This is a genomic window from Pseudarthrobacter sp. J1738, assembly GCF_050490315.1.
Lineage (GTDB): Bacteria > Actinomycetota > Actinomycetes > Actinomycetales > Micrococcaceae > JBNPEO01.
Window position 1 is genome coordinate 170,758 of record NZ_JBNPEO010000003.1, and the last position, 20,741, is coordinate 191,498.

14 protein-coding genes are annotated in these 20,741 nt (G+C 56.6%); 6 read left to right on the forward strand and 8 right to left on the reverse strand.

Annotated features, from left to right (window positions below; all coding sequences use genetic code 11):
- Positions 1–86: 86 nt before the first annotated feature.
- Together ACQR35_RS06700 and ACQR35_RS06705 are read left to right on the forward strand one after the other, a co-directional pair.
- Complete coding sequence (locus ACQR35_RS06700; RefSeq protein ID WP_430269588.1) at positions 87–5,591, forward strand: hypothetical protein; 5,505 nt, start codon at positions 87–89, stop codon at positions 5,589–5,591.
- 74 nt (positions 5,592–5,665) lie between these two features.
- Entirely contained in the window at positions 5,666–7,105 is a 1,440-nt protein-coding gene (locus ACQR35_RS06705) for a DNA cytosine methyltransferase (protein WP_430269589.1), read from the forward strand.
- 182 nt (positions 7,106–7,287) lie between these two features.
- Here the strand turns inward: ACQR35_RS06705 and ACQR35_RS06710 are convergent, their stop codons facing one another.
- The 6 genes from ACQR35_RS06710 to ACQR35_RS06735 form a co-directional block, all read right to left on the reverse strand.
- A complete protein-coding gene (locus tag ACQR35_RS06710) occupies positions 7,288–8,979 on the reverse strand; it encodes a sigma-70 family RNA polymerase sigma factor (protein WP_430269590.1) in 1,692 nt (563 codons plus the stop codon).
- A 9-nt stretch (positions 8,980–8,988) separates the two neighbouring features.
- Positions 8,989–9,831, reverse strand: a complete 843-nt coding sequence (locus tag ACQR35_RS06715) for a DEAD/DEAH box helicase (protein WP_430269591.1) — start codon at positions 9,829–9,831, stop codon at positions 8,989–8,991.
- A 131-nt stretch (positions 9,832–9,962) separates the two neighbouring features.
- On the reverse strand, positions 9,963–11,645 hold the full coding sequence (locus ACQR35_RS06720) for an NERD domain-containing protein (RefSeq protein WP_430269592.1): 1,683 nt from the start codon (positions 11,643–11,645) through the stop codon (positions 9,963–9,965).
- Positions 11,642–13,561, reverse strand: coding sequence for a hypothetical protein (locus tag ACQR35_RS06725; RefSeq protein WP_430269593.1), 1,920 nt, complete (start codon positions 13,559–13,561; stop codon positions 11,642–11,644). The genes ACQR35_RS06720 and ACQR35_RS06725 overlap by 4 nt, the downstream gene beginning before the upstream one ends.
- Before the next feature lie 412 nt (positions 13,562–13,973).
- Positions 13,974–14,348: a PH domain-containing protein gene (locus ACQR35_RS06730; protein ID WP_430269594.1), complete on the reverse strand. Its 375-nt coding sequence runs from the start codon at positions 14,346–14,348 to the stop codon at positions 13,974–13,976.
- A gap of 9 nt (positions 14,349–14,357) precedes the next feature.
- Positions 14,358–14,765 (reverse strand): hypothetical protein, encoded by a 408-nt coding sequence (locus ACQR35_RS06735; RefSeq protein WP_430269595.1) that lies wholly within the window; start codon positions 14,763–14,765, stop codon positions 14,358–14,360.
- Between the two features lie 322 nt (positions 14,766–15,087).
- On the opposite strand from ACQR35_RS06735, the gene ACQR35_RS06740 reads away from it, so the two are divergent.
- The 3 genes from ACQR35_RS06740 (at position 15,088) to ACQR35_RS06750 (ending at position 17,856) form a co-directional block, all read left to right on the forward strand.
- Complete coding sequence (locus tag ACQR35_RS06740; RefSeq protein WP_430269596.1) at positions 15,088–15,972, forward strand: hypothetical protein; 885 nt, start codon at positions 15,088–15,090, stop codon at positions 15,970–15,972.
- 510 nt (positions 15,973–16,482) lie between these two features.
- Entirely contained in the window at positions 16,483–17,295 is an 813-nt protein-coding gene (locus ACQR35_RS06745; protein ID WP_430269597.1) for a TM2 domain-containing protein, read from the forward strand.
- A 114-nt stretch (positions 17,296–17,409) separates the two neighbouring features.
- Complete coding sequence (locus ACQR35_RS06750) at positions 17,410–17,856, forward strand: hypothetical protein (RefSeq protein ID WP_430269598.1); 447 nt, start codon at positions 17,410–17,412, stop codon at positions 17,854–17,856.
- Here the strand turns inward: ACQR35_RS06750 and ACQR35_RS06755 are convergent.
- Positions 17,853–18,617 carry a TetR/AcrR family transcriptional regulator gene (locus ACQR35_RS06755; protein WP_430269599.1) on the reverse strand — a complete coding sequence of 255 codons (765 nt, stop codon included), beginning with the start codon at positions 18,615–18,617 and terminating at the stop codon, positions 17,853–17,855. The genes ACQR35_RS06750 and ACQR35_RS06755 overlap by 4 nt on opposite strands.
- Before the next feature lie 125 nt (positions 18,618–18,742).
- Here ACQR35_RS06755 and ACQR35_RS06760 point away from each other — a divergent pair, with 125 nt between their 5' ends.
- Positions 18,743–19,504, forward strand: coding sequence for an SDR family NAD(P)-dependent oxidoreductase (locus tag ACQR35_RS06760; RefSeq protein ID WP_430269600.1), 762 nt, complete (start codon positions 18,743–18,745; stop codon positions 19,502–19,504).
- A gap of 96 nt (positions 19,505–19,600) precedes the next feature.
- On the opposite strand, the gene ACQR35_RS06765 is transcribed toward ACQR35_RS06760, so the two are convergent.
- Positions 19,601–20,530 (reverse strand): MSMEG_6728 family protein, encoded by a 930-nt coding sequence (locus ACQR35_RS06765; RefSeq protein WP_430266842.1) that lies wholly within the window; start codon positions 20,528–20,530, stop codon positions 19,601–19,603.
- Between the last annotated feature and the right edge of the window lie 211 nt (positions 20,531–20,741).

Below are 20,741 nucleotides of genomic sequence, written 5' to 3' on the forward strand. Positions count from 1 at the left end.
CAGTGCTTGGACGTTGTCTGTCCGGGTTGGAAGGCTTGAACGCCGTATACCTTCCGGCCGGAGTCCACGAGAATATAGCCCAATCAATGGTCCGCCGGGCCAATGAGCTGCGTCCCGGCATTCATGATCATGCCATCCTGATTACGCCCAATGGCAACGAAGTCGGCATTTCGTCCAGCGAGGCGCTGAAGTATAGGCAAGGCAACCGATTAGCTGTGGTGACGGGTCGACACTCAGATTTGGGTTCGTTCAATCAGTCATTTCATGAGATTGTCGGGCTTAATTATCCTGAAGACGCTCGTGGCGAAGCAAGCTTAGAATCCTTTTCTGAGGTGGCTATCGACGAAGTAGTTTCCGCCGCTGAAGTCACCGCCGATGGTTTCTTTAACAGTGGCAAAGCGGCTGAATTGCTGCATGAATGTTTGCTAATTCTCATTGACGTCCACCGCGACTTGCATCAAGGAACAGAGAGCTGGAACGTTTATTGGTTCAGGCATGTCGATAAAGGCTTGCGGCACTTGGTGGAACAGTTGAAATTGGCCGAGGCGCTGTCTCTGGACGAATTTTTTCGAGACTATATTTATGCCTGCTTTGGACTCCCTCGTCCGCCGCAGAATGACGCCGAAAAATTTTCACCCTCCCAGGTAGTCGAAGCCTTTCAGACGAACTGGTCCGACTCTGCCACGATTTCGACTACCGTGAAAATGCTAGAGCACCATCCAGACGCTGGCGGGCGTCCTCATCCACTAGCGCAGGTTGACTGGATGAACTTTGATCAGGTTCTAGCTTCGACCGATAACTATTGTCTTGCGTTTGTTGACTACGACACCAACTCCCCTGGTTTCATGTCCGGACTTCGTCATCTGACTTACGATCAGTTTGTCAGCCCCCTGCAGAAGGAGGAGCAGACGACCCTGCTGCCCACCGACGCGACGGGTCGGCCGCTCGAGGTGTCTGCGGACCCAAAATCCAGATCCCCGAGATTAGCTCTTTCAACGCTGGATTCGGATCAGAGAGTGATGAAGTCTGAGCTGCTCCGGATTCGTATCCCGGTCCTCAGAAAATTGACTGCCCGGGAAGTCGACAGCTCTCAGGTCAATTTGAAATCTACTACGCCGAAAGTAACTTGGGAAGGCTCGATATCCCTAGACAGTAACGGCGTCTTGTGGGCCATTGGCTCGGTAGCACGGACGCTGCGGAAGGCCCCTTGGAAGGCCGATCCTCTGGTGACAAAACTGGGCATCTTTGTTCCGAAGGGGGATGCGCTCGAGGGCGTCATCAGTCCCGATGCCTCCACGGAGGTTTATCAAATCGTTCCCAGCGGTTCAGGCATGTGGGCATTTGCAGTAAAGCCGTCGGGGGTCCTAGGACGGGCTCGCTACTGGGGGGCAAGTTTTCTTCCGCCGGATTCTGACTCATCGCTGACAAACACGACTGCGGTGACGCTCGACGCGTCGTCCCACCGAGTACTTTATGTCATCTGGACGGACGATTCCGAACTCGTGCCCAGTTACGAAGGGATCGAATTCGAGTCGCTGAACGGCCGTACTGGGTTGTTTGTGCTTGAAACGGTGGCAACCAACATTGGAATAATTGAGATAGGTGAGTCCAAATACGAATGCAGGTCGTCTGTAAGCAACAAGGCTAGTCACTCTCCGGTCGTGGCAGCAATTTCAAAAATGCGCGCCACTATAGATCCCCTGGACAAGGAAGCTCTTGCGTCTGTCCGCGGCATCTACGAGGAGTACGCGGTTAGGAATCTTGCAGAGGCCTCCTGGCTAGATGCTTTGGGGCACGTTGTAGTACCTGAGGACCGTGATTTCGATTTATTGCCCAGTGGAGCTCCCTCGCACGGAAGCGTCATCATGTCGGATGATCTTCGCGGCATTTGGGATACAGTATCGGACTACGAGGTTCCCGAAGAGCTCAGCCAGTCGCCCGAAGCCAAAGAATTTCGTGACGCCTTCGCAAATCTTGACGTGCCGAAATTGACTGAGCTGAGAGGAACCGGCAGCGAGGACGCACGGAGCCTTCCGTCCAAGACGTCCTGGCGGGCGCTTTGGGGTGGACAGCGCAGTGGGCTGGAACGATATTTGCGTGCTTACTCGGAACTCATAAGGTTGGCGCGCAAGATTGCTGACCCTGCCGGCCTTTTTTGGGCGACCTATCCAATGAGCATTAGCGTTTGGGAAACACAATCTACGGCGGAGTGCTCGGCCGTGCTGCTTAGCCCCCTCCACCCAATTCGGCTGGCGTGGCTAGCCGGTGTTGAATCAGTATTGTGGGACTCTTTGCTGGCTCAAAGCTTGGCAGGCACGATTGAAGGCTGGAACTTGCCGCTATTCGGCCCGCGTGAGGCCGAAGGTGGCCGCCTTATTGCGGTGCCCGTAGATCTAGGGCAGGATCAGGTGTTCATGGGATGGTCGGTGCTCGTAAAGGCATCGACCGAAAATCCACGGCCATTGAAGGCTCCTGAGCGGGCCGGCAAACTTGCAGTGCCTGGTACAGCCGCGAGTGGCCTCAATGCCACGGCAGTTTCCGCAGCCCTTCGTAGTTTCCGCCACATGAATCCACAAATTTCAACGTTGACAATTGATCTGGCCGCCGTTGCTGCTACTAATCGGCTTCCGGAAGTTGATGAAGCGGTGCTGTCCGCAGTCGAATCGTGGACTGTGAAGGCCAAATATCCGTTAATTGGTGGGGCGAGGATTTTCGACTCAATAAACCGTAGTGGAGAGCCTCCTCAGGAAAGGCTGTCTCGAATGGTCCGCGCATCGGCCACTACGCCTTTGACCTGGATGCGTTACTTTGCGGATTCGGGTGCACTGAAGAAGTGCAATATTCGTATTTTGCAGGACGCCGGTGTTCGTGTATCGGTGAAAGCGGATCGTGGGTCCTCACGGCTTGGCGTAATGGGACCGGTTCCCCTCAGAAGATTTGAGGCGGGTATTCGTTCGTCAGGGCGGAAGAACGAGAGCGTCTCGTCACCAACTTTCCGCGAGGATCAAGGGTGGGAGCCGTTCTCCGCCGCGCTGCGAGAGTGCGAAGGTGGACCAACGCCGGCGACGATTACCACGAAGCTTTTTCAAGCGAATTTGGTAAGTGATACGGCTGACTGGACCGTATCAGGTGAGGCGCTGATGAATCCTAGCGCCATGGCTGCAATCGTCCATGACGCCAGCGGGGGACAACAAATGCTATGGGAATGGCGTCCTCCATTTCTGGACAAAGCAGCCGGAATACCAGCACTCGAACGACGTCCGTTTGTTTCGATTGCTCGCGTGCCACACGGTTTCCGCAAGCAGATCGGTGCCCTCTTAGAGAGGGCCACAGGGAAGGATACGGACGATGAGGCCGTCGACCGCCTGCTAGGAACGCTCGGCTCTCGAGGTGTCGGTCTTTCATCCATGTTGTCCATGGGCGGTACCCATGCTGCGGGAGCTCTGGGGTTCTATCTTGTATTTGCCCTAATGGAACATTGTCAGGCCGAAGGTACCTACGTTCTGCCCATCGATGCTTGCGACTCGTTCCTGCGCGCGTTAGCTGATGGGGCAGACCACGCAGAACTTACTCAAAGAGCGGATCTATTGATTGTCCGTGTCGATGACGGACGCGTCACTTTGGCGCCAATCGAAATCAAATTTTATGGTTTGGGTGCCGAACTAGCTTACGGTTCGCTCCCCGTAGAAGGAGACGCGGCTCTAAAGGATCCACTTGGTCAGATCAATTCCACTCAGCGCTTGCTGAAGAACATCGCTGAAGTTTGGGATGATCTTCAAAGTCCCGAGCGGGAGTCGGATCGCGCTCTTTGGGCGAATGGCTTCACGGCATTGATCGAAGCTGCAGTCAAGTTACAACCTAGGACAGCTCGCGAGCCGGAAGTGCTCGCCAGATCGTTAGCGAAGCTGGTAAACGGTGACATGAAACTCAACATCGGCCGCCCAATCATCGCGTATTTCAAGCACGACGCGTTCACGGCTACTGGGGCTCCGTATCATGTCTGGTCTGGCAATGTGGGCATGGACCATCAGGTGCCTGAATTCTCGCTCGTGTCTGCGAATGCTGCGACGGCATTCGATAGTGCGCTAAGTGCCGAAAGCAAACTGGTCGTCGAGTGGCGCGGCATCGTTGAGCAGTCTCTTTCTCGCCCAGCGAGTTGCCCTGGCGGCGAGGATTTCGGTGACGGCCGAGATTCAAAAAACTCGGCGGCGGTCACAGCTCAGCAGGCAGAATCCAATAAATCCGAAAATGGCGAAGGCGGAGAAAACGTGGACAAGGCGACTCACCATGGCCTGGACGCGACAGGCGTCGCTTCACCCAATCAAGTGAACCCCAGACCTTCGCTGACTGACATTGCCTGGCCGGCGGTTCCAAACGCTGTGCCCAGTCTTGAGCGGGCGAGAGGCCGCCGTGCGAAACCCGTTGAAGGACACCCGGGCCGCGAACGCGCGCCGTTCACCGGCGGCGTAGTCGGGGAAGGCGTCAGGTTCCCAGTAGGGCGTCTGCTTGGTGCAACCTCCGAATCGTTTGCTGACTTTTGGCCGAGCAACACCGACCTGAACCAGATGAACGTCGGAATCGTTGGGGATCTGGGCACGGGAAAGACCCAGCTCATGAAGGCGTTGGTGTTGCAGCTACGGCGAGGCGCGGAGCGGGCTCAAGAAACGCCGTTGTCGATGTTGATTTTGGACTACAAACGAGACTTTCAGGAGCGGGACTTCTTGGACGCCGTTGGCGGAACTGTCCTCAATATCAACAACATTCCGCTCAACTTTTTCCAGCTCCGCCAAGGATATTCGCCGATGGCTGCGAATCAGCGGGCGAACGAGTTTATTGATGTTTTGGATAAAATCTACGGCGGAATTGGTCCAGTCCAGAAAGATCGTCTTTCTATGACCATCACCGATCTGTACCGTGAAAATCAGGCCACCCCTCCTACATTGGGACGAATTCTCGAGCGGTACAGCGAGGATCAGAGAGTAGATGCGGTCACCTCCATTATTCGGAAATTTGTTAGCTCTGAAATCTTCAGTGAGTCGCCGGAGAGCTTTCAATCATTCTCGACCCTCATGAATAACCGCGTACTTGTTCTTCCGCTGAACGAGTTCGGTACCGATGATGATGGAAAGAATGCTCTCGTCGTCATGTTCCTGAATATGTACTACGACTACATGCTGAGCGCCAATAAGTGGCCATACGTTGGTGAGAAGCCGCAGTTGCGAAGGTTGAACTCATTCCTGCTGGTCGACGAGGCAGTAAATATTATGAAGTATAAATTTCCTGTGCTCATGAACTTGCTGCTGCAAGGGAGAGAGTTTGGATTCGGTGTGATGCTTGCATCACAGTATCTGTCGCACTTCAAAAAAGATCAAGAAAACTACGGCGAGCCACTTTTGACTTGGTTCATCCATAAGGTCAAGACAGCGAGCCCAAGGGAGCTGACTCAGCTTGGGCTGGGAGACGCGGCCCCAGCGGTCGCGCAAACAGTGACGCATTTGGACAAACATCAGGCTCTTTACAGCTCGCTGGGATTCCGCGGAAAATTTATCGAGGACATCCCCTTCTTCCGCTTGCTGGCGGAAGAAGAGTAGCTTCCTGATCACTTTGGGCGGTTTGTAGCGTGCCGGCTCTGGTGCCCGCGCGAATGCGGGACAATGGACAGGATATGAAATACGTTGATCTCTTCGCCGGATGCGGCGGTCTGTCTCTGGGCATCGAAAATGCCGGTGGGCAGCTTGTTGCTGCCGTAGAAAAGTCGGACATGGCTGCTCGGACCTTCTATCATAACTCCGTAGGTGACATGTCGGACTTGAGCGAGTGGGAGGACTACATTCGACGTCCTCTCAGCGTCCAGATGCGCGGAAAAGTGATTGTCAGCGAGCTCGCAAAAGTGTTGGCTGACGATGAAGTGATGTCATCACTGGCGGGCGACAGCCTTGACCTCGTAGTAGGCGGTCCGCCCTGTCAAGGTTTTTCGCTGGCTGGGCGAAGAAATCACGACGATATTCGAAACCGTCTCGCTTGGGAGTACCTAGATTTCGTTGCCGCTACGAGGCCAAAGGCCGTCGTAATCGAGAACGTGGTTGGCATGAGCCGGAAATTCGAGTCGCAAAGTGAGTCGTCTTTCGCCCAGTTGCGCCGGGCCCTTGCACAGACTGGCCCCGGCTACGTCGTCCAGGCCGTCCTGGTCAATGCGATGCACTATGGAGCTCCACAGCATCGGCCGAGACTAATGTTGATTGCGCTACGGCAAGACGTCGCCGACTTGCTTGGTATTCAGGTTGGCGCTGATATTTGGAAGTCAACTTTTACTGATTCCATAGTTGACAAACCCAGCCTTGCGCCGATGCCAGTCATTGCCAACGGTTGTGCCTTTTCCGTCGGAGACGCTGTTGCGGATCTCTTCGAGTCACCCCATAAGCTTCCGACCAGAAATGCTGTTTATCGAGAGCGCCTCGGTGAGTTAGCCCGCAACGTCGCCTCTAGCCGGTCTCAGTCGAAGCCAAACAACCATACTTTTCGCACGCACACTGCACGCGTTGTCTCCCGTTTCTCGCTTTACCGTGCGCTGGCTGAGGCAGGAGCAGATGCACAGCTGCCTAATAGGCTGGCCGGGCTAAATCTGAACACGGCTACAGCGCTGGCCACCGAACTTTTGACCGGGCGCATGGAATTTCCAATTACGTTGCAGGTCGGATCCGGCCCCCACGATTTCCGAACCTTCGCCAAACTGGATGAATTTGCTGAATTCGCTGCCTCACTGGCAACGAAAAAACATAGTCAAAAGGTGCTGAGTTGGGTTCAACCGGCGAGGACCGTGGTGACCCTTCCTGATGACTACGTGCATCCTTTGAGCTCCAGAATATTCACAGTGAGGGAACTTGCACGATTTCAGGGCTTCCCGGATGACTTTGAGTTTCTCGGGAAGGAGACTACGGGCTCGGCCAGACGAAAGTTCGAGGTGCCGCAATACACCCAGGTCGGCAACGCTGTTTCTCCGTGGCTTTCTCTCGCAGTGGGGCGCTTGATACAACCCCTGATCGAGGAGTTCAACGATCGGGTTGCCGCAATTGCTCCGCAAGAAATGCAATTAGCTGCGAATTGAGTTGCTGTTGTATCTCTGGCCATACTGGGAGGTACCAACCGTTTAAGGCTTGATGGACGGTTCTTGGATCCTGACCAGTCGCCTTAGAGACCGAGCGACCTCATGGTCGATCTGTCAGGCAAGGTCGTTGACGGCATCTCCTGAGAAGAATTGGTAGGCATTGGAGCCTCAGATAATTCCACCTAGCGTGCGCCGCGGAGGGGATCGAGGGCAGAATCGACGCTGCTGCCCTCGGCTGCTTTCCGTACATCCTCGCTGTCCAGTCCGTAACGGAAAGCTTTCAGCGGGGCGGCCACTGCATCGTCCTTGATCTGCTCCATGGTTGCCCGCTCGATTTGGCGGATACGCTCGCGGGTGACCCCGAAGACTTTCCCGATTTCATCTAGGGTCTTACCCTCTCCGTCCGTGAATCCAAACCGCATGGCAATAACCGAGGCTTCGCGTTCCGTCAAGGTGTCTAGCAATGCATAAATCGCGTCGGTCATCTGACGGTTTGCAATTTCCTCGAATGCATCCAACGCATCGGGATCGACCATTTGTTCGCGCATCGGCTCGGAACCGCCACGTCCGTTGGAGACGAGCAAGTCCAAAGACAAAATCGGCTTGTCCAGGCGCAGCAGGTAGTTGACTTTGTCAATTGGAATCCCAGTTTCTTTACTCAAATACGCGACGTCGACGGTTGTTCCGTCAGACAGACATTTTCTCTGGGCAGCCAAAACTTTCATGAGCTGTTCGACGACATGCACTGGAAGCCGGATCAGCCGCCCCTGGTCCGCAAGAGCCCGGGTTATAGACTGACGAATCCACCACGTTGCATAAGTAGAAAATTTGTGACCTTGTTTGAAATCAAATTTGCAGACCGCTCTGTGGAGACCTAAATTTCCCTCTTGAATAAGATCAAGAAGTTCAAGGCCGCGGTGGGCATAACGCTTGGCTATGGATACCACTAGACGCAAGTTGGCGGCCATAAGAGCCTCTGCAGCGCGTTCGCCGAGGAGAACGATCGTACGGAGCTCTCGAGACTCTTTTCGGCTGCGGGGAATGTCCTTTTGCAGCAGATACGCCCCAAAGACGCCGGCTTCTATTTCTTGCGCGAGTCTAACTTCTTGCTCAGCGGACAACAGAGGGACGCGACCAATTCGGCGAAGGTAGTCTTTGACCGGATCGTCGGTGAGCCCGTCGACTCCTGAAAGCTCTTCAACCAAGAGGTCCGTTCCCAAATCAAATGATTCTGGAGCCGGTATTGCCTCGACTTCCTGGATCACTTGCGGTTCCGGGACTGGTTGGGCTGCTTTCACAGTTGAGGTATCAGGCTGTGGGCTGATTACTATTGTTTCCGGACGGAGAAACTCGATCAGACGGTCTTGCTCTGTAGCGATGTCGAAGAAGTCCACGTTCCGAGCAAATGGCAGTACTTTCCCGAGGAATTCTTCTCCTTGGACATCGGGATCTTCTACTGTTCCCTTTGAATAGAGAACGGCCAAGCGGCCGACTCGGCTGTCGTTCTTTTTACGGATGACTCGGCCTAACCGTTGGACCATCTGACGCTGGCTACGGCTGGCGGCCACGATCACACCGAAGTCCGCCGCCGGAACATCAATACCTTCATCGAGCAATCGTGGAGCCGCAAGGATCTGCGAGGCTCCGCTGCGGAACTGGTCCATACCTTGGCGCCGCTCATCCCGGTCCATGCCGCTATATAGTGCGCAGGCCGTCGTACCCAAGGAAGTGAACAGATCTTGGGCACGACGTGCTGAGTCCTTCGTCTGAGTAAATATCAGGGTTCCGTGGGAGCCATCGACAATTTCCTGAAGGGCGGCCAGCGCAAGATACTTCGTCTTTGCTTCAGCCAACAAATTCAGGCGAGAGGCCATGGAACGCATCTACTTGCGGGCGATAGCGGCTTCCCTGCTGGGAGAATCCGATGCGGCAAGTTTGGCGGCCGCAACGATGAACTTGTGAAACGGTCGACGCGAGATTCCCGCGTATGTTTCCAGGTTGCGGGCCGATTCCTGCATCGTCTGTGAGAGGTCGTCGTAGTCGGTTTGTTCTTTAGGAGTGAGATCAACTCCGACCAAAGCAATATCAAAGGGGGCGATAACTTCGTCTCGGAGAGCGCGGTCGTACCAGAGCTTGTAGACAACGCCACCAAAGTACGGTGCAAGTTGAGTTTCGTGTTCGCCATCGGTTCGTTCAAACGTTGCCGTCAAACCTAAGCGCCAGGCATAGCCTTCTTGCAGTGCGCCTGTAAACATCGGGGCTGCGTATCGGTGACACTCATCAGCAATGATTAGTCCAGCTTGATGGGAGCGGAGGGTTTCACGATTTGATGCCGAATGAACGATGGCTACTAGTATTTCCACGTTCTCGAACGAATCCGTGCGACCGTCTCCGAGCCCGCCGCGTCGCGCTTGGGGTAAGTCACGTCGCAGCGAGTCCAACCACTGACGCTGGAGTTCCGCAGTGGGTACCAGAATCAAAACCTTGATTCCTTGCCGGACGGCTTCGAACGCAGCTGCGATTCCAACTCGCGTTTTACCCGAGCCCGTTACCGCTTCAACAACACCACGGCGTGCGTTGGAATGCCATGCCTTGAGGGCTTCTTGCTGCCAACGATACAAAAATGCGTAGTCGTAAGACGTCGGAACGGAATGAGACGTATCTTCGACGACTAACGGCGTAAGTGACGCTGTTGGGCCTGATTCTGCGTCGAGCAGTTCTGGCAATTCTTCCCCCTGATTGAACTGTGTTGAATCTAGTAGTTGAAGACTATGCGAGGCCACTGACAATTTACATAGGCCACAACGCGAGGGAATCTTCCGCGTCACGTTTGTGGGTTCGTCGGTAGCTCGAACGGCTACTCGGCGGGCGTTGGGTCCCAGGGCTGCATCCGCGAGAGCGCGTGCTTCAGTTCGCGACCGCCTGCCTCTTCAATGAGTCCTGAATCGCCGACTACTACCAACAAGCTCCGTGCCCGCGAAAGCCCCACGTAGAGTTGCTCGGCTGCTCGGTCCATGTTTTTGAATCCGTTGACGCAGAGCACCACTACGGATCGTTCTAGGCCCTTGAACCCTAGGACGTGGCCGTAGAACTCATCCTCGCCGGCGTGGAACTCCCGCCAGTACTCGTCGGTGGCATCGCGTTCGAAGAATTCTTGATGTACGGGGTGCCTGTTTTTGGTGGTTAGCAGTGCGATCTGGTTGTTGGCCCAACCTTCTTCGATGAGCGCGTCCACGCAATCTGCGGCCAAATCTAGGGCATCTTCTGTGGAACATTCCACCCGTCGGACGGGCAGTCCGGTGCTGCCACGGAACGTGAAATTCTCGCCAGCAAAACCCTTGAATGTGTCGGCGATCTTGCGAGTATTTCGCAAGTTTTCGTTAATGTGGATCGGCGTAAAGGTGGCCGTGGGCCCATAGGTGAGATCCGCCGTCGTACCGTTCCACCTGCGGTAGACGTCCTGGTGGTCATCCATAAACGCGTACACCTCGCCGTCTGTGGGGTCCTTGGTGCAGGCCAGCAACGCTTCCCACCACAGTGGAGCGAAGTCTTGCGCTTCATCAACAACCACGGCGTCCAGCCGCTCGTGCGGCTCGAGGCCAGCTGCCAGTTCTTTCAAGAGTCGAGGCATTTCGACGTCGAAATAGTCCTGGCCGGTGCCGTCCGGGACCCCAAGGCCGCGGACGTATTCGTGAAATTCTCCCGTGAATACTGGCTTGGCTTGCCGCCATGTGGACACTTGATCCTGCAGATACTGGCCCAGCCCTTTGTTGTAGCAGAACAGTCCTACTCGTTTGCCCTGCTTACTCAGTATTTTGGCCTTCTCGACCGCTAGCCATGTCTTTCCGCTGCCCGCGCCGCCGGTGAACCGAACGCGGGGGAGGGAACGAGTGGCTTGGAGTAGTACCGACTGGCGATCGGTGAGGTGGTCCTGGGCGGCTTCGTCTTCTTGTGCGGTTGTTGACGGAGTAGCAGTGGATTCAAAGGTGCCTCCGAGCTTGGCGACAATCCGTTCCAAGAATGCTGGGGCCAGGGCCGTGGCTCCGCCGCCCTCAGTTTCGATAGCGTGCCGGACTAGATCAGCCGGGGATCTGGAGTCTGTTTGGTCGAGGATGAGCTGGCGCGGACAACCAGACATGGTCCAGGCAGCAGGCACGTTCGTGTACGGGAAGCTGACCAGATATGCGGCACGGCTACTGATTCGTGTCCCAAGCTGGGGTTCCAACCAGGTCTTGAGCGCATGGAGTGAACTTTGCGACTGTGCCACTGGGCTCTTGATCGGGTGCCTGCCGGTCCTATCAGACTGGTACCACTGCCCGTCCGCGATGCTGACTTGGCCGCCTTTGACCTCAATTGCGGCGATTCCAACCCCTGGCCAAAGAACCAGCAAATCGATCTCGTGTTCGCTGCGCCCATTGCGGACCTGGACGGAATGGGCAAGAACTGCGTCATCTGGCAGAGAGCGCTTGAGAGCTTCCCAAACCACCTTCTCCGCAAGCTGTCCGTCACCGAACTCCGGATTCTCCGGTATGCACCTCATTGCCGCCCCCTATCCATGTGAATAGTCAACGAGTCCTCGGGCTCTAGGTTGTTGTCCTTGAGGTAGTTAATCGCTCGCTCGATGATCGCGATTTTTTTCTTGATTTCCTTCAACATCGGCGAGGACGCATCCGAAAATTCGTCTGCTCGTTCATACTCGCGGCGAACATCAAGTTCCATGGTCGTGAGCTGATTCCACACGGAATCGTCTTGACTGAGCCCTTGGAGTTTACGGAGAACGACTGCCGCTAGCTGTCGCACGACTACGGCTTCAACCGTTTCCGCAGAAGTGCTGTTGCTCGCTAGTCCGAAAGCGACTCCGCCCCCGCCAGCACTCATGAGCGTTCCAGCGGTTAGGAGTCCGCCCACCATTCCGCCGGGCCCGAAACTAGCTAGTGCGCTGGTGATTAGAGCTGCGCCGGCCAAGCCAGGGGCGGCGGCCAGTGCCAGCCCTCCAGTTGCCAACACGATCGCTGTGGCGCCAGCGCCCAGCGCCCCCCACTTAATCCACCCTAGGTTGGGTCCGCTAAGTGCGGTGTTCGCCGTGTTAGCCGCCGTGAATACGTCGCGACCAAACTGTATGCCGAACCCCATCTCGGCTGAAAGCTCCTCCATGGCTTGTTGCTTGGCTGACTTAGAAACGGTGATCTCGAACGGATGGATTACATTTTCAGTTCCAAGGACCGTAAATAGGACAACGGCCATGTCTTTGGGGACCCCGGAGATGCGCTGAGGAATTGGCGCAGGAGTCTTCAAATCGGAGAAATCAAAGGAAAGCTGCGCGACAGCCGCTGGCAAAAGACGCTTTTCGTTGGCAATTCGTTCCTGCAGTGCGACTACGCTTAGCGCCTGAACCGTGCGAAGTGCACCTGAGTATCTTTCGCCCAGGTCGCCAGTCAGAGACTGTGCGACCAGGTGGGCAAAGCGGAGGGCGACCACTGCATAGATTTCCGCCGGATCAAGGGGGATGTCGAAACCCGTAGCTGTGGTAGCAACTTCTTTGCCTTTGGACCCGAATAGGGCGTATCCGACCGCATCGGCGACTGCTGGTTGCGCTAGGTACTCAGTTGCGGAGTGTGCTTGATGGAGTATTTTCTTGGTTGGAATCAGCAGATCCACCATCCACGGGAATGCTGATGAGACGCCACGACGCCCTGCAACGGGATCAGCCGGGTTCCAGAAGTTAACCCACCAACCTAGATTACTGGGAGGCTCTGCGAGGACATCTTGGAGGTTGTCGACGTGAAAGCGTTTGGTCGCAAGCGGGCTACCAATTGTCACCAACCCGGTGACATGCAGTTGTGGAGGTAATCTGCGAAGCAAATCTACCGCAATGACGGAACCGAGGCTGTGTCCAACAATCACAAGTCTTCCTTCGCGGGGCAGCATCCTGAGGATTCGATTGAGAACTTGCGCACGGATATGCGGCACGTGCAGGTAGTTTTGCGCAGCCTTGAAAGAAGGCAGGTCAACGGAGGCACTGATTGCTGCTGGCAAGCCCGGTATGCCTGAACCGCGTTCGTGGCCTCCGAACCGAAGTTCGGCTGCCCTCATGCGGTTTTCAAAGCGGCGCCGATTGGTCTTGGCTTCGTCACGAGTCGGTACCTTAATAGTTAGACATGGGACGGCTTCTCGATCGTCGCTGCCCACGAGAGCGTGCGCGAACTTTGGGGCGATGACCCGCACTTCGTCCAGATTGGGGTAGCCTGCTTCGGTCAACGCAGCGTCGAAAACGGGGCGCCAGTTGTTGTCTGGATCGCCATCGCCAACACCGTGCAAGAACAAGAGCACCGGCGCGTCCGCGGGCAATGGCTCTGCATGATTGTCCGCAGCTTCTTCGGCCCCTACTCCAGACGCATCGTGCTCAATGAAGTTGGACTCATCATTTTTGCCCCCCGGCACGGATGTGGATGTCATAGGTGTATTCATATCAGCTACTTCAGACATTTACGTTAATGGCTCGAATCCAACCAAACTGATCGGAACTTCACGGTTGTTGGGGGCACTCGCTAGGCGAGAAGCGTGGTTGTAGAAGCGCTCTTTGTGGAATGGCTGGCGGACGCGATGGCTGTGCTCGGCGTCCATTCTGGAAAATCCAGCTGCAGGAACTTTTGAAGATGCCCAGCTTCTCGCGCACGTTGCCTGCCTCTCACCTCAGGTATTCTGCAGGCGAGACTCACGTTATGTTCATTTTGGGCGAGGTTAATCGAGGGATATCGAGCCAGCATGACTACTGTGGTCCACGACGTATCGGGACACTTTTGTGGTGTCCCGATACGTCACAGTCCAGCAAAAGGGCGGGCGGTAATAGACATCGCGTATCCGGTTATCAGTGGTGGGCGCCCAGAACTACGTGCGCGATCAACATGTCCAACCGCCTGATGTCTGTCTTCTTGCCGACGCGAATCTTGATGTGGCCGGCACGGGTCCAGAGTTCTAGTTCAGCGTCAAAATCAAACGTCCCGGCGTTTTCGGAGGACCACATGTTGATGGCGGAGTACGGCAGAGAATAAACCTCTACCTTTTTCCCTGTCATCCCCTGAGCGTCACGGACTATCAGCCGTTTCGTCGTAAAGATGGCACTATCGCGAAACGTCTTATACGCGGCCACTGGTTCTTCTCCCGGGACTAGGAGCTCGGCCACATCGTTCGGAATGGGGCACTCGGAAACGAACATCCAAGTTGCAATTACAGAGGCTTCCATGGCCTGCCCTTACTTCGTCACGTGAACCACGACTGCGCGGTCCGTCAACTGCTCAACCCCGGGGTTGTCGATAGACGTTACGGTCCAGTTGCTGTACAGCAGAGGGGTCTTTCCGGTGTCCGAATTCATCACAATATTCGTGAATCCGAGTGCTTCGAGATCCTCCCGCAAGGCTTCAGCATTCTTTCCCACAACGTCGGCTGGAATTACTGCTTTTGTTACCGCCGCAGCGGTCGGCGTCGGGACTTCAGCCAGAGCGACTGGTCCGACTTCCGGAGTAGCCGTAATGGTCACCGTCGCCGTTTCTGTCACCATGGCGGTCACGGTCTCAGTTACCGTTGGGGCAGCTTGTGGTGTGCCAGCGCAACCTGCGAGCGTAAGGACTGCCATGGCCCCAGCGATCACGATCTTTTTCAATTTTCCCCGATTCAGTTGTTGCGGCCGGAAAGGCCACGATGCGAGTAACGGGGAAAGTGTAACCTTCAAGTTTATTGGCGACTCATTGTGACGGTGGCCCCCTCTTACGTGTCGCCGTGGGGCTACCACCACGCCGGTCGAAGTCGTTCATTTCTTTGGTACGTGCTCGACTTCTTTCGTTGTCAGACCCTCCCCGTAGCATCCGATGCACGGACTCAATTGCCCGTGACGCGCGGCTGGAACTCAAGCCAAGCGCCCATCTTCGCACCGCCGTTGTGCATCTCATCGCGCAACGGAAAGTTGTCCTTAGAAAGGGACTTCCATGACTCAGTCTCCAAACACCAGCCCGTTCCCGGCCGCGCCGGGCCACGCACCCACGCCGCAGGGAATGCAGCAGCCGGTTCAGCCCAACGGTCCGTCCAAGCTCAAAAAGGCCAAAAACGTTATTGGCCTGATCGCACTCATCACCGGTGTGCTCGGTTTTATCTTCGCTTGCATCCCCGGCGCGCTGATTCTCGGCTGGATCCTCTTGCCGATCGCATTCATCTTGGCCCTGGTTTCGCTGTTCCAGAAGGGCAAATCAAAGTGGATGGGGGTGACCGCGCTCATTCTCTCCATCGTGGGAACCATCGTTGGAGTTGTTGTCTTTATGTCTGTTGTGTCGGACTCCTTTGACCAGGCCACCGGTAAAGGGCAGACGAAGGTCGTTGAACCGGCCGCACTGGCAGCAGCCAGCAGCGGCCCCGCAACGACTGAAACTCCGGCAGCACAGGCCGCTGGCACTCGCGAGAACCCCTACAAGATTGGCTCCGTAATCGAGTCCAAGGACTGGCGCGTAGTCATCAACTCAGTCACGTTGAACGGTACTGCTGCTGTAGCAGCCGCGAACGAGTACAACGAGGCACCTGCCACAGGTTCGCAGTATCTTCTGGTCAATTACACAACCACGTACCTGGGGAGTGACACTAGCGGGCAGATGCCCGCCATGGTGGGCATCGAATATGTCACCGCAGCCGGCAATAGCATCGACAGTTTCACTAAGGCAGTGTTGCCACCGACCCCGATCGACTCCACGAGTGCGCTCTATAAGGGAGCAAGCGCTAAGGGAAATATCGCCTTTGAAGTACCCACCGCCACCGCTGCCAAGGGCGTTCTCGCCGTGCGGCCCGGCATGGTGTTGGACAAGGTATTTGTAGCCGTCAGGTAACACTCGCTCTCAACGTTCACTAGAACATAGCGAAAAGCGCAAAGCCCTCGGCGTGATGCCGAGGGCTTTGCGCTTTCGGAGTCCCTTAGCTCTTCGGAAGCTCGCTAGAGTCACACTTTTCAGATTCAACGGGCACGCTGATTCTTAGGTACGCCCCACTCTTGGATCCCACACTGACAATGGCACCTGCGGCGTCCATGCTCCGCACTACCGTCCAACCGCAGTCACCAGTTCCGTACGCAAGGCGTCGTACTTAGGAAACGCCTCGGCCACAGAGGCCGACGGCGGCACAGTCGTGCCGCTCGAGGTGCTGGCCCCGCTCGAGGTGCTATCCGGCGTCGGACTTTCTGCAGGTGAGCACGCAGTCAAACCCAACGAGGCGCTCAGAAGAACCACCAGCAACGCCCCACCAACCGCGCCCCCGTCTGTCAGTTATCCACAGGCAATCTTCGGTTGACACGAGGGCTGGACGGTTCCCGGGTAGCTTGGGCGTTGATCGAAAGGACGCCCATGAGCGAAGACAAAAGCATCCAGGTTTTGCAGGCTCCGTTCCGCACCGGGGACATTGGGCAATACGTTCCTACTCGAGGCTCGCTTGTTCGGCGGACAAATCATAGCGGCAAGCAATTCAAGACCGCTTGGCTGCTCTCCCTCACCGTGGGCTTCCTAGGCTTCGACCGCTTTTATTTAGAAAAGTACGGGACCGGCTGGCTCAAGCTGCTGACCCTGGGCGGCTTAGGGATTTGGGTTTGGATAGACCTGCTCTTTCTCCTTGCAAATGTCACTACGGACAAGGATGGCCGCGAACTGTCCGGATACGAAGACCACATTGTTGGGGCGAGGGTGACCACCCTCGGAATTCTGCTGGTCTGCGTGTTGACCATGCCTTTCCGTGAACTTTCAGGCCTGTTCGAGAGTGCATCGGAACCTGCGGCCAGCAGCGGTTACACAATGCCCGATTACCCCTCGACGCAATTACCGAGCCGCATTAGCCCTGAAGCGCTAGCCGACGCCGAAGATGCAGCGCAGACCTCGGGTCAACTGATGGCGGTTTTGGAAGCCGAATCCACCTTGCGCCTGCATCCTCACTCCCGCGCAGCATTAATCAAAGCAGTACAGGAAGATGGGTTTTCGAATGTAGACGCCACCTGGGCTGTGGACCATTTGAAGATCAGCTGGAATGAAGAAGCATTGTTGGAGTGCCGGGACTTCGCTAGTCAATCGTGGTCCTCAGAAACTGAGATAAAAAACCATCTAAAAACCAAGGGATTTTCGGAGAAGCAATCGTCATATGCCATCAAAGCGTGGTTGTCCTCCACGTAGCCCTCCGTGGATTCGGTGCTTCCTTTCACTGTCAGACCCTCCCAGTAGCATCCTGTGTACGGACCTAGAAGTTCGTGACGCAAGCCGGGAAGTTGACTTTAGAAAGGTGCCTTGATGAGCCAGCCCACGGACGATTCCGGAAAAATGCCGGACCCGCAGACCCTACGGAGCCTCCGCGAACACGGCTGGCGGTTGCACGATATCGCGCAAGAATACGGTGTGACCGAGTCCGCTGTGTGGCGGGCACTTGAGGAAGCGGCTAAGGACAATCCGATCGAAACTAAAGTGCACAAATTGCCTTGGGTAGTAGCTGAGCAGCACCAAAAGTCGGCCATGGCGGGCCTGATCAACTGCTTCTTTCGAATCTTGAGCGGGCAAGAGGAAGACCCTCAGAACAAGGTGGACGTTCAGGAATGGCTAAAGCACCTCAGGGAAAACGACCTTGTGGTCAACTATCACCCAGAAGCTCCAGCCAACCCTGCCTCCACACTCGGCGGTTTTTACTACACACCACGCCTCCCGCAAGACGTCTGGATCTTCAGGGAAGTCCCACGCGACTAGGAAGCCGCAATCTTCCGCAGGAGCTCATCCAATAGAAGCGCTTCGCCGGGGGAGAGGGTGTCCGCTGCGTCTCCGAGGCTGGCTCTCAGTGCGATGGCATGCTTTGCGGCATGGTTGTTTGCGGCATGGTTGCTTACAGCACGGTTGTTTGGCGCATGGGTCCCGGAACCGCTTTTGCCACGCGCGCCCTTGCTTTCAGCATCGGTGGTGATCGCAGCGATCACCGCCTCCCGCACCGCATCGGCGAGCCCTTCAACCGCGAAACACTGCTGTGCCACAAGCGTGAGGACCACGCCCACGCCGGCAGAGTGGATCATCGCTGCAGCTGTTTCCACGTCAACCCGGAGCCGCCCAGCCCGAGCCACCGCTTCCACTAGCTCACGCAAAATGTCAGCAGCTTGCCCGGCAGAAGTCAGCGGGCGGCTGGCGTCCGGCTCCCCATACATCAACACGTAGAGCGCGGGATTCTCGCAGCCGAAGGCAATGTGCAAGTCCCAGCCGGAACGCAGGTCCTCCACCGGATCGTCCGAACGTGGCCGGGCTGTTTTAGACGCGATGTACTCGCGGAATCCTTCTGCCACCACGGCATCAAGCAATCCGGCTTTGTCTCCGTACTGGCGGTAAATGGTTTGCGGCTGAACGCCCGCTGCCGCACTCACTGACCTAGTGGAGACTGCATCCCGCCCGCTTTCGCGCAGGAGCGAGGTGGCCGCCTCCAGGATGCGGTTACGGGGTGATTGGTCATTCTCTAGCTCCGGCATGTATCAATGGTAACGCAATTGTGTTACCACTGTTGCGTTATCGATGGATTCATGGTTTTGTTAACACTGTTCCGCCGGGCTGACTGAGCGAAACAACCGCAGACCAAGAAAGAGACATCAACGCCATGAACACACAACCCATCGCCCTGATCACCGGCGGAAACCGCGGTCTGGGCCGCGCCGCTGCCTTGGCACTTGCCGCAGCCGGGACCGACGTCGTTATCACCTACCGCAACAACGAAACCGAAGCTGCCGCCGTCGTCGCCGAGGTTACAGCCGCTGGGCGCAAAGCAGTGGCCCTTCAGCTGGACACCACCGACTTTGCCGCGTTCCCAACTTTTGCCACCGCGCTGAGCTACGCCTTGCAGAACACCTGGAGCCGGGACACCTTCGACTTTCTGGTCAACAACGCCGGCAGCGGTGCCCACACCACAGTGGGCAACACCACCACAGAGGACTTCGACGCCATGGTCAACGTCCACTTCAAGGGCCCGGTGTTCCTCACCCAAGAACTCCTTCCCCTAATCTCCGACGGCGGCCGGATCCTTAACGTCTCCACCGGACTGAACCGCTTTGTGGGAGTGGGCTTCAGTATCTACTCCTCCGTGAAGGCAGCAGTGGACAACTACACCCGCTACCTGGCCAAAGAACTCGGCCCGCGTGGAATCACCGTCAACTCCATTGCGCCGGGGCCCATCGCCACCGACTTCGGTGGCGGGCGAGTCCGCGACGACGAAGGAACCAACGCCTTCTTCGCCTCCCAAACAGCACTGGGCCGCGTGGGCTTGCCCGAAGACATTGGCGGGGCCATCGCCACCCTGTTGGCGCCGGGCGCAGGCTGGATCACCGGCCAGCGCATCGAAGCTTCCGGCGGAACACTGCTCTAAGCTCGCAGATTCACCGGCCAACGCAACAAAAGGCCACCCAACAAAAGGCCACCCCAGCATTCAATGCTGGGGTGGCCTGTTGTTCGGTCTAAGCGACTAGCCAAGCTCCGGCGCGGGAACCTTAAAGAACACACGCGGGTCTTGAAGAAGTGCTGGCTGGTCAAACGCCGAGCGCTCAAACACTTTCTCTACAGTGAAATCCCGGCCAAAGCGGCCGTCTTCCAAGGTGATGGGGCGGCCGTGGACGAATCCCAGCGCGAACTTGGCGCCGTCGTCGAACGGGACAGCCAAAGTGGTTTTGCCCGGAAGCGTAGCGAACTGCTCGTTCTGGATCTGGCGCTTGCGCGTTGGCTTCTTTTCCTTCGGCTTGGGTCCACGACGAACCTTTGGCAAAGGGCGGCGGGAAATTTCCAGCGCCTGAAGTTTCGCATCACGCTGAGCCTCGGTGATCTCAGCAACAGCCTGTGCACGCAGGGCGCTGCGAGCCGCCGGAAGCGCCACGGTGGTCAGTGTTTCCGGGGTGACCTCAGGGTGCGGGTTGCGCAGAATCCACAAAAAGTCCTCCTCCGGTTCCTCTGGAATGATCTCCATCCGAGGATCCGGCCACACATACTCCAAATCCGGCTGCACATCGGTGAAAGCTTCGCCGTAGAACGTGGCGTCCTTGCGCAACAAGTTGGAACGGTGGCCGCGGTGGAAGTTTTTATCCCCAAGCCAGTACGGCATAGGAATCTTGTCCACATAGGCCGGGTGAGCTGCCTGTGGGGCGAACTCGGTGATGTTTTCCCGAGTGTTATCCGGGTGACCGCGCTTAGTCCACTCGTCCACCATCGCCAAGCCGTACATGGTCAGGGCGGGAACGTGCCCCATCCACATCCGGACCGCCGGGTGAGATGCCCAACCGTACTCGGGGATGGTCAGCGCGCGGAGAATCTGCAACGCCTCAACACGCTGCTTTCCAAGCCGGGCGGTGTCCAGAGCGGCAGCGCTCTGACGGAAATCGGGGTACGGCAGGAAAGTTTGCATCTACCTAGTTTGACGGCATAACCGCGATGTTCCAATAAACGTGAGTTACCCAACCACGACGGCCGGCGGCCAGCGTGCGCTAGCCGCCCGCCGTCGTCGTGTATTCAGCCTGCGAAAGGCAGGCGCGGCTGGGCTTAAGCGCTTAGGTGTTGGGTCTCAAACCGCCCGCGTGCGTGAATGTCAGTACTTGGTGCCATGATGTGTACTGAGT

Bases quoted from the DNA above. Each gene is read 5' to 3' on its own strand.
- ACQR35_RS06700 (WP_430269588.1), top strand. From the start codon at position 87: ATGGTCCGCCGGGCCAATGAGCTGCGTCCCGGCATTCATGATCATGCC.
- ACQR35_RS06705 (WP_430269589.1), top strand. From the start codon at position 5,666: ATGAAATACGTTGATCTCTTCGCCGGATGCGGCGGTCTGTCTCTGGGC.
- ACQR35_RS06710 (WP_430269590.1), bottom strand. From the start codon at position 8,979: ATGGCCTCTCGCCTGAATTTGTTGGCTGAAGCAAAGACGAAGTATCTT.
- ACQR35_RS06720 (WP_430269592.1), bottom strand. From the start codon at position 11,645: ATGAGGTGCATACCGGAGAATCCGGAGTTCGGTGACGGACAGCTTGCG.
- ACQR35_RS06725 (WP_430269593.1), bottom strand. From the start codon at position 13,561: ATGACATCCACATCCGTGCCGGGGGGCAAAAATGATGAGTCCAACTTC.
- ACQR35_RS06730 (WP_430269594.1), bottom strand. From the start codon at position 14,348: ATGGAAGCCTCTGTAATTGCAACTTGGATGTTCGTTTCCGAGTGCCCC.
- ACQR35_RS06740 (WP_430269596.1), top strand. From the start codon at position 15,088: ATGACTCAGTCTCCAAACACCAGCCCGTTCCCGGCCGCGCCGGGCCAC.
- ACQR35_RS06745 (WP_430269597.1), top strand. From the start codon at position 16,483: ATGAGCGAAGACAAAAGCATCCAGGTTTTGCAGGCTCCGTTCCGCACC.
- ACQR35_RS06750 (WP_430269598.1), top strand. From the start codon at position 17,410: ATGAGCCAGCCCACGGACGATTCCGGAAAAATGCCGGACCCGCAGACC.
- ACQR35_RS06755 (WP_430269599.1), bottom strand. From the start codon at position 18,617: ATGCCGGAGCTAGAGAATGACCAATCACCCCGTAACCGCATCCTGGAG.
- ACQR35_RS06760 (WP_430269600.1), top strand. From the start codon at position 18,743: ATGAACACACAACCCATCGCCCTGATCACCGGCGGAAACCGCGGTCTG.
- ACQR35_RS06765 (WP_430266842.1), bottom strand. From the start codon at position 20,530: ATGCAAACTTTCCTGCCGTACCCCGATTTCCGTCAGAGCGCTGCCGCT.